Annotated in this window: 6 protein-coding genes and 3 pseudogenes; 1 reads left to right on the top strand and 8 read right to left on the bottom strand. The window is 74.0% G+C overall.

Annotated features, from left to right (window positions below; genetic code table 11):
- Window positions 1–35: 35 nt before the first annotated feature.
- The 5 genes and pseudogenes from IPM45_18470 to IPM45_18490 form a co-directional block, all read right to left on the bottom strand.
- Window positions 36–623 (bottom strand): FtsW/RodA/SpoVE family cell cycle protein, encoded by a 588-nt coding sequence (locus IPM45_18470; protein ID MBK9181501.1) that lies wholly within the window; start codon window positions 621–623, stop codon window positions 36–38.
- A complete protein-coding gene (locus IPM45_18475; protein MBK9181502.1) occupies window positions 620–943 on the bottom strand; it encodes an FtsW/RodA/SpoVE family cell cycle protein in 324 nt (107 codons plus the stop codon). Before IPM45_18475 ends, IPM45_18470 begins: the two co-directional genes overlap by 4 nt.
- Before the next feature lie 204 nt (window positions 944–1,147).
- A pseudogene (locus IPM45_18480) lies at window positions 1,148–2,206 on the bottom strand (phospho-N-acetylmuramoyl-pentapeptide-transferase).
- Window positions 2,203–2,961, bottom strand: a complete 759-nt coding sequence (locus tag IPM45_18485; protein ID MBK9181503.1) for a hypothetical protein — start codon at window positions 2,959–2,961, stop codon at window positions 2,203–2,205. The pseudogene IPM45_18480 and the gene IPM45_18485 overlap by 4 nt, the downstream one beginning before the upstream one ends.
- Window positions 2,962–2,975: 14 nt before the next feature.
- Window positions 2,976–3,266, bottom strand: a pseudogene (locus tag IPM45_18490) (UDP-N-acetylmuramoyl-L-alanyl-D-glutamate--2,6-diaminopimelate ligase).
- Between the two features lie 760 nt (window positions 3,267–4,026).
- On the opposite strand from IPM45_18490, the gene IPM45_18495 reads away from it, so the two are divergent.
- Entirely contained in the window at window positions 4,027–4,188 is a 162-nt protein-coding gene (locus IPM45_18495; GenBank protein ID MBK9181504.1) for a hypothetical protein, read from the top strand.
- A gap of 88 nt (window positions 4,189–4,276) precedes the next feature.
- On the opposite strand, the gene IPM45_18500 is transcribed toward IPM45_18495, so the two are convergent.
- The 3 genes and pseudogenes from IPM45_18500 to IPM45_18510 form a co-directional block, all read right to left on the bottom strand.
- Window positions 4,277–4,558, bottom strand: coding sequence for a hypothetical protein (locus IPM45_18500; protein MBK9181505.1), 282 nt, complete (start codon window positions 4,556–4,558; stop codon window positions 4,277–4,279).
- A gap of 1,639 nt (window positions 4,559–6,197) precedes the next feature.
- Window positions 6,198–7,179, bottom strand: a pseudogene (rsmH, locus tag IPM45_18505) (16S rRNA (cytosine(1402)-N(4))-methyltransferase RsmH).
- 523 nt (window positions 7,180–7,702) lie between these two features.
- Window positions 7,703–8,449: a hypothetical protein gene (locus IPM45_18510; GenBank protein ID MBK9181506.1), complete on the bottom strand. Its 747-nt coding sequence runs from the start codon at window positions 8,447–8,449 to the stop codon at window positions 7,703–7,705.
- Between the last annotated feature and the right edge of the window lie 134 nt (window positions 8,450–8,583).

An 8,583-nucleotide genomic window follows, 5' to 3' on the forward strand; every position in this document is an offset into this window, starting at 1 on the left:
GGCGATGTTGAGCAGCATGCCCATGGCCGCCAGGTTCACCAGCAGCGACGAGCCGCCGAAGGAGACGAACGGGAGCGGCACGCCCGTGATGGGGCATGATGCTCAGCACGGCACCGATGTTCATGAACGCCTGCACGGCGAGCCACGACGCGATGCCGATGCACCAGCATCGAGAACCGATCCTGGGCCTGGGCGGCCACCCAGGCGCCCACCGCCGCCAGGGCGAGGAAGAGGGCGACCACGGTGACGGCGCCGAGGAGGCTGAACTCCTCGCCGATCACGGCGAAGATGAAGTCGGTCCAGGCGTACGGGAGGTAGCCCCACTTCACGGTGGAGCGGCCGAGGCCACGGCCGAACACGCCGCCGTTGGCCATGGCCACCAACGACTGCACGTTCTGGAGCCCCGAACCGAGCGGATCGCCCATGGGGTCGAGGAAGCGCAGGAAGCGGGTGCGGCGGAACGGCGTGAGGGCCACGAAGGCGGTGGCCACCAACGTGCCCACCGCGGTGGCGACGCCGAGCGGCACGAGCGGCACCCCGGCGGCCAGCAGCATCACCAGCACCATGGCGGCGATGATGATGGCCGTGCCCAGGTTGGGCTGGAGCATGATCAGCCCGGTCACCCCCACCAGGTAAGCGCACGGGCGCCATGGTCCAGCGCCAGTCGTCGAGGTGCTGAACGCCGGTCCAACAGGTCGGCCACGAACAGCAGCAGCGCGAACTTGGCGAACTCCGAGGGCTGCACCTGAAGCGGGCCGGCCCCCAGCCACCGGGTGGCGCCGTTGGCGCTGAGGCCGACGCCCGGCACCAGCACGGCGACGAGCATGGCCACGGTGACGGCGAGCCAGACCCGGACGTGGCGGCGCCAGAAGTCGATGGAGATGGCGAGCGTGGCGAGCAGGGCCCCGGCGCCCACCACCGACCACATGGCCTGGCGCTGCACGTAGGACCAGGGCGCGCCGCTCTCGACCGGAGATCACCGGACGACGCCGACATCACCATGACCAGGCCGATCATGTTCAGCACCGTGACCACGGCGGCGAGCAGCCAGAACGAGCCGGTGGCCGTGCCCGGCAGCACCAGCCGTCGGCGCCGCGAGGCCCCGGTGCGAGGTGTGACCCCGCAGGCCGGTGGGTGATGGCGGTGGTCATCCGTTGGCCCCCGGCAGCGTGGTGAAATCGGCGTAGAAGAGCCCCAGGGCGAGCGCGGTGGCCAGGCCGGCCACGATCCAGAAGCGCACGATCACCGTGGTCTCGGGCCACCCGCTCAGCTCGTAGTGGTGGTGGATCGGCGCCATGCGGAAGATCCGCCGCCCCACCGAAGCCGCGGAACGACACCACCTGGAGGATCACCGACAGGGTCTCGATGGCGAACAGCGCGCCCACGATGGGCAGGAGCAGCGCGGTGTTGAGGGTGAGCGCCAGCCCGGCCAGGCCGGCACCGATGGCGAGCGACCCGGTGTCGCCCATGAAGATGCGCCGGGTGGGCGTTCCACCAGAGGAACCCGGTGCAGCCGCCCACCATGGCGGCGGCCCCCACCGCCAGGTCCAGGGCGTGCTCCACGTCGTAGATCTCCGGGTTCCGGAACGCCCAGAACCCGATGATGGTGAACGCGGCGAAGGCGAACAGCGACGAGCCGGCGGCCAGGCCGTCGAGGCCGTCGGTGAGGTTCACGCCGTTGGTGCACGCCATGATCAGCAGCACCGACCACACGACCCAGCCCACCTGGCCGAAGTCGATGTCGAGCAGGCTCGACGTCTCGAACGACGAGTACCGGGTGAACGACAAGGTGGTGTGCTGCCCGGTGAACTGCACGCAGGCCACCCCGAAGGCGATGGCCACCCCGAGCAGGCCGAGCACCTTCATGCGCTTGTTCAGACCGAGGTTGCGAGCCGACCGGATCCCGATCCAGTCGTCGGCGAAGCCCACCAGACCGGCACCGACCACGAGGGCCATCACCAGCATCCCCGAACGGGTGAAGACCACCCGGCTGCGCAGGTGGCTCAGCGTGTAGCCCACCACGGCACCAGCAACGATGGCGATCCCGCCCATGGTGGGCGTGCCGGCCTTGGTCTGGTGGCCCTCGGGGCCCCTCCTCGCGGATGGACTGGCCGATGCCGTGCGCCCGAAGCCACTGGATCAGGTACCGGGTGCCCACGAGGGCCGTCGCCAGGCTCAGGCCGCCCGCCATCAGCAGCGCGATCATCGGCGTGCCTCCCCGTGGCCGGCGGCCGCCAGCGCGCTGCGCAGCACCTCTCGGTCGTCGAAGGGCACCGCCTCGTCACCGATGGTCTGGGTGGTCTCGTGGCCCTTGCCGGCCACCAGCACCACGTCGCTCGGCCCGGCCTGGGCCACGGCGAGGGCGATGGCGGCGCGCCGGTCGGGCTCGATGTGGACGTTCGTCGTGTCTTCCATGCCGTGGTGCACCTCGGAGATGATCGCAGCCGGGTCCTCGTGGCGGGGGTTGTCGGAGGTGAGCACCACCACGTCGGCCAGGCGGGCGGCGGCCTCGCCCATGGCCGGTCGCTTGGAGGGGTCCCGGTCGCCGCCGGCCCCGAAGACCACCAGGAGCCGACCCCCGCGAGCAAGCTCACGACCGGCGGCGAGGAGCTGCTCGAGGCCGTCGGGCGTGTGGGCGAAGTCGACCACGGCGAGGAACGGCTGGCCCACGTCGATCCGCTCGAAGCGGCCCGGCACCGGGCCGGCGGCCGCCAGCCCGGCGGCCACCTGCTCGGGGTGCACGCCCAGCTCGCCCGCCGCGGTGGCCGCCGCCAGGGCGTTGAGCACGTTGAACCGCCCGGCCAGGCCCAGGCGCACCTCGGCGCCGCGCCAGGTGAACGTGGAGCCGGCGGGGCCGAGCACCAGGTCGTGCGCGGCGGCCAGCTCGTAGCCCACGCTGCGCAGCCGCGCCGCGTCCCGCAGGAGCCGCCCGTGGGGGTCGTCGAGGTTGACCACGGCCACGTCGGCCAGGTCCGGTTCTCGAACAGGCGGGCCTTGGCCGCGAAGTAGGCCGCCATGTCGCCGTGGTGGTCGAGGTGGTCGCGGCTGAGGTTGGTGAACACCGCCCGCGGAAGCGGGTGCCGTCGACCCGGTGGAGATCGAGCGCGTGCGAGGACACCTCCATGGCCACCGCGGCCCGGCCCTCGGCGTGCAGGTCGGCCAGGCGGGCCTGGAGGGGCCTCCGGCGTGGTCCGGGCGCCGGTGAGCGTGCCGATCACCCCGCAGGAGATGCCGCCGGCCTCGAGCACCGACGCCAGCAGGTGCACGGTGGTGGTCTTGCCGTTGGTTCCGGTGACGCCCACCACGGCGAGGTGCTCGGAGGGACGGCCGGCGAGCACCGCGGCAAGCGGCCCCATGGCCTCCCGCACCGACGCCACCCGCAGCTCGGGCACCCCGAGCGCGAGGGGACGCTCGCAGAGCAGGGCGGCGGCGCCGGCGGCAACCGCGGCGGCGCGTGGTCGTGGCCGTCGTGGACGGCACCCCCCACGCAGCAGAACACCGAGCCCGCCTCCACGGCGCGAATCGTGCTGGGCCCGGCCGACGCACAGGTCGGCGGCGCCCGTCAGGACGAGGTCGCGGAAGGCGGGTGGTCGGCCGCCGCCGCCACCGCTTCGAGAGCAGCACGCCCTCAGCCTTGCGTGGAACGGCGGCTCGAACCGGGATCCTCGTCGCCGAGGCTCACGGGCCGAGGCGCTGAGCCCGGGGACGGCCGCCGACGACGCGCCCAGGAGGGCAGGCGGGGGGATCTGCTCGTGGCGCAGCGTGAGCGAGGCCAGCTGGGCGAACACCGGGGCGGCCACGTCGCCGCCGAAGATCGAGGTCTGGGCGTCCTGGATGGTGACGATGATGGACAGGTCGGCCCCGTCGACCCCGCCCACGAAGCTGGACTCGTAGTGGTAGCGGCCCTCGGCGTCCTGGTAGGCGTCGGAGGGGTCGGCGTGGGGCGGTGGCTGCGGGATCCGGGCGGTGCCGGTCTTGCCGAAGGGCACGTAGCCGGGGACCGCAGCGCGCTGGCCGGTGCCGTCGGTGACCACCTTGGCCAGGATCTGGCGGATCGCGGTCGCGGTGTCGGCCGACACCACGCGATGGCGGTTCGAGGCAGCGGTGGGCTCCTTGCCCTCGCCGGTGTCGGTGGCGGCGATGAGCCGGGGCGCCACGTACACACCGTCGTTGGCGATCACGTTGTAGGCCCCCAGCATCTGGAGCGCGGTCACGGCGATGCCCTGGCCGATCGGCACCGCCCCGATGTCGGTGGGCGACCAGTCCGCGACGTCGGTCATGAACCCGTTGACCTCGCCGGGGAACGCCTCGGACGACTTGCCGAGCCCGAAGGCCCGGAGGTACCCGTCGACCTTCTCCTCGCCCAGCATCTTGGCGATCTTGATCGTGCCGATGTTGGAGGACGTGACCAGGATGTCTGTGGGCGACCACGTGGCGGGACGCCGTGCGGATCGTGGTCGGAGAACCAGTGATCGCCCACCAGCAGCTGGTGGGGCACGTCGATCGGCGTGTCCGGGTCGATCAGCCCGTCCTCCATCGCCCCGGCCACGGTGATCATCTTGTTGACCGAGCCGGCTCGAAGACGGTGCTCACCGGACGGTTGTCGCCCGTGTTGCGCACCTGACCTCGTCATCGGCGGCCACGCTGGTCATGGCCAGCACCTCGCCGGTGCTGGGCGGCTGATGATCGCCATCCCCTGCTTGGCTCCCGTGGCCTCGACCTGGTCGGTGAGGGCGTCCTCGGTGGCGTACTGGAGCGACTGGTCGAGCGTGAGGTACAGGTCCGTCCCCGGCCGGGCCGGGTCGAGCTGGCGGGGTGTCGGCGATGGTGTTGCCCCACCGGTCCTTCTCGAAGGTGAGACGGCCGGGGTGCCCTCCAACTGACGCTCGTAGGCGCGCCCACCCCGTCCGTCCCTGACCGCCGTCGGCGCCACGGGTGCCGTTGGCGTACGCTGCCCACCACGGCGCGGGCGAGCCCGCCGCTCGGGTTCTGGCGCACGAACTGGTCCTGGAACGTGATGCCGGCGATCTTCAGGCGCTTGACCTTGGCCACCACGGCGTCGGACACCAGCGGCGCCAGGACCTGGTAGTGGGTGGTGTCATCGCTGAGCAGGGCCGCCAGCTCGTCGACCTCGGCACCGAGGATCGGGGCCAGCTTGCGAGCCGAGCGCACCGGGTGGGCGACCACGGTGGGATCCGCCACCACGTTGGCCCGGGCCACCGACAGGGGCGAACGCCTGGCCGCTGCGATCGTAGATGGTGCCGCGGCCGGCGGGGATGGCGCGGCAGGCGTTGCGGTTCTCCTCCCCGTAGGCGAGGTAGCCGGACCGGCCCACCACCTGGGCGTCCACCAAGCGCGCGGTGATGGCGGTCACCAGGGCCACGCAGACGGCCACGACGCACACGAGGCGGTGGCGGCGCGAGGCGCGCCCTGCGGCGCCGTCGAGGGGCAGGGGGCGGGCCCGCCGGGTGCGAGGCGGGCGGGGCGGGCGGGCGGGCGGGCGGGCGGGGGCGGGTGTCCGGGCCGGTCCTGCCGAGCGCGAGGTGGGCCCGCCCGGGGCGGGGCCCTGGCGGGCGACGGCCGGGCGGCGGGGACGCTGCTCGGGCCGTGGGGTGGTGGCGGTGCCGGCGGAGGCGCCAGCGTGGTGGTCGACCGGGAGGCCCGGGGCCGGGCGAAGAAGTCGTCGAGGTCGTCGAAGTCGTCGCCGCGGGTCATCGGTCGGTGGCCCCCTCGGGATCGGTGCCGGCGGCGAGCCGTCGACGGGGGCGGACGGGTCGGCGTCGTCGGGGACGGAGGTCGGCGGGGCGTCGGGACCCGTCACGACGGGCGCGGTCCCGGCGCCCGGGCTCACCCAGTTCTGCTCGTCCGCCGGCACCATGCCGAGCCGGGCCGCCTCCCGGGTGATCCGGGCGGGCGACTGGTCGTTGGCCAGACGCACCCGCTCCTTCTGGAGCAGCTGCTGCTCGGCGCGGACCTGGCGGCCGACCTCGTCGAGGTGCACCTGGCCCGAGACCACCATCGAGCGAGGCGGCGGCCACGAACAGGGCGGTGAACACCACCGCGCGGCGAGGATCACCCAGAGATGCCCCGTGCGGGCGGCGCGGGGGAGGGCCCACCACCCGGAGGCCGGGCGGGGGTGCTCCGCCACGGGTCGGCGCCGGGGCGTGGCCGACGTGCCGGGCGCGGGCGGGACTTGGTCACCGGTGGGCCTCGGCTCGGGGGACGGGCAGCTTCTCGACGGCCCGCAGGCGGGCGCTGGCGGCGCGGGGGTTGGCGGCGACCTCGGCGGCGGACGGGGCCCACCCGTCGCGCTTGAGGAGCCGGGCCTGGGGCACGGCACCGCAGCCGCACGGGAGCCCGGGCGGGCAGGTGCACCCGCCGTCGTCGGCCCGGCGGAACCGGGCCTTCACGATGCGGTCCTCGCCGGAGTGGAACGAGATGGCCAGCACCCGACCACCGGGCGCCACCACCTCGAGCGCGGCGTCGAGCGCCGGCTCCAGGACCGCGAGCTCCTCGTTCACCTCGATGCGCAGTGCCTGGAAAGTGCGCTTGGCGGGGTGTCCACCGGTCCGACGGGCAGGCGCGGGGATGGCCCCGACGACCACGGCGGCCAGCTCCCCGGTGGTGGCGATCGGTCGGGCGGCCACGATGGCCCGGGCGATGCGGCCGGCGAAGCGCTCGTCGGCGTTGCGGCGCAGGACCTCGGCGAGCGCTCGCTGGTCGAGACCGTTCACGAGGTCGGCGGCGGTGCGCCCGCCCGTGGTGTCCATCCGCATGTCGAGGGGGGCGTCGTTGCGGTAGGAGAACCCCGCTCGGGCACGTCGAACTGGAGGACACGCCGAGGTCGAACAGGACCCCGACGATCGGTTGGACGGCGGCGCCGGACGCGGCGACCACGGAGGCCAGCCGGTCGAAGCGGGCGTGGATCGCCGTGGCCCGGGGGCCGAAGGGGGCGAGCCGATCCAGCGCTGCGGCCAGGGCGTGCGGGTCCTGGTCGAGGCCGAGGACCCGGAGGTCGGCTCGTGCTTCGAGCAGGGCCGCCGCGTGGCCGGCGCCGCCGAGGGTGGCGTCCACGACGGTGCCGGCCGGCACCGGAGCGAACAGCTCCAGCACGCGGTCGAGCAGCACCGACTCGTGGTCGAACGGGGTGCGGTCGGTCACGGACGGACCTGGCCGCATGCGGGGGAGGGGTGAGCAGGGCGGCGGACACGGTGCGCTCACGCTCGTCCCAGGGGTGAACCGTCGTAGGTGGCGAGCAGCAGGTCGCCATCGGTCCGGCGTCGAGGTCGCCGAGGCCTCCTGCGCGTAGATCTCCAGCGAGTCGTAGGCCCCACCACCACCACCCGCTCGGTGAGGCCCACGCGCTCGCCAGGTCCGGGGATGACCATCGGCCCTGGCGGTCGACCGCCACGATCTGGGTGGTCCTGGAAGTTCTTGCGTGCCTGCGGGCTGACGAGGGTCCCGCTCGCCGCCAGGGCCTCCACGGCCACCGGGAAGGCCCGTCGGTCCAGAGGACGAGGTACTCGTCGAGGTAGGCACGGAGGCGGGCCTGAGCCCTCGGGAACGCCGGCCGGAACGTGGCCGGGATGGCGAGGCGGCCGGTGGCTCCAGGCGGACGGGGTGGTACCCGAGAATCCGGCGTGACCGAAGCGCTGCTCGGCCGTGGAGCGCGGGCGCTTGCCGCAGGTGCCATGATGCCCCCTCAGCTCCCCTTTGTGGTCCTTCTGCCTCCACAAGCGTCTAACCTACTCCAAATCGCTCCTGGCGCAAGCACCAATCTGCCCAGGTCACCGCCGTTCTCCTCACGCTGGGCGCGAAGGATCGCGCCGACCGCGCGAGCCGAGCTCCAGCGGGGGGGGGGGGCGGGCGTCAGGACGGCGGCGCGTCGCAGGGCGGCCAGAGGTTGGCCACCACCGCAGCGGGCCCTCGACCGTGCCGAGGCCGGCGGCCACCGGGGCCAGGTCGTCACCAGCTCGGCGCGGTCCGCGTCGGACAGCGACAGCACGCCGGCCAGCGGCACCGGATCCCAGTGGTTCAGCACCGCGCACTGGAAGCGGGCTCCGGCCCGGGTGCGCCGCTGGGAGATGCCCACCACCTTGCGGCCGTCGACGAGCACCTCGCCGGGGCCCACCCCGGCGAAGCAGACCAGCGGGGACCACCGGCTGCGCACCAGCGGGCCCCGGTGCACCGTCGGGTCGGGCACCCCCAGCGCCGCCAGGGCGCGCGCCCAGGCATCGCCCAACCACAGCGAGGACCGGCCCACGTCGTCCACCCAGTGGGGATCACCGGCCGGGAGCACCACGTCGACCCACGTGACCGCGCCCGGCGCCAGCCACACCGCTCCCCCGCCACTGCGCCGCCGCACCACCTCGACCCCAGCCGCCTCCCGCCGCTCCTCGTCGACCACCGACGCGGCCTGGTGCTCGAGCACCACCGCCGGTCGGGTCACCCTTGAACCACCAGACCACCCGCCGGGCCGGGTCGGGGAGCTGGCGCTCGTGGAAGGCGGTGGCCGCGCTGGGGTGGCGCCTTCCACGCGCCAGAGCCGGGCGGTCACCGGCCCAGCACCACTGGTCGACCGCC

The sequence above is a fragment of the Acidimicrobiales bacterium genome (assembly GCA_016716005.1).
Classification (GTDB): Bacteria; Actinomycetota; Acidimicrobiia; order Acidimicrobiales; family JADJXE01; genus JADJXE01.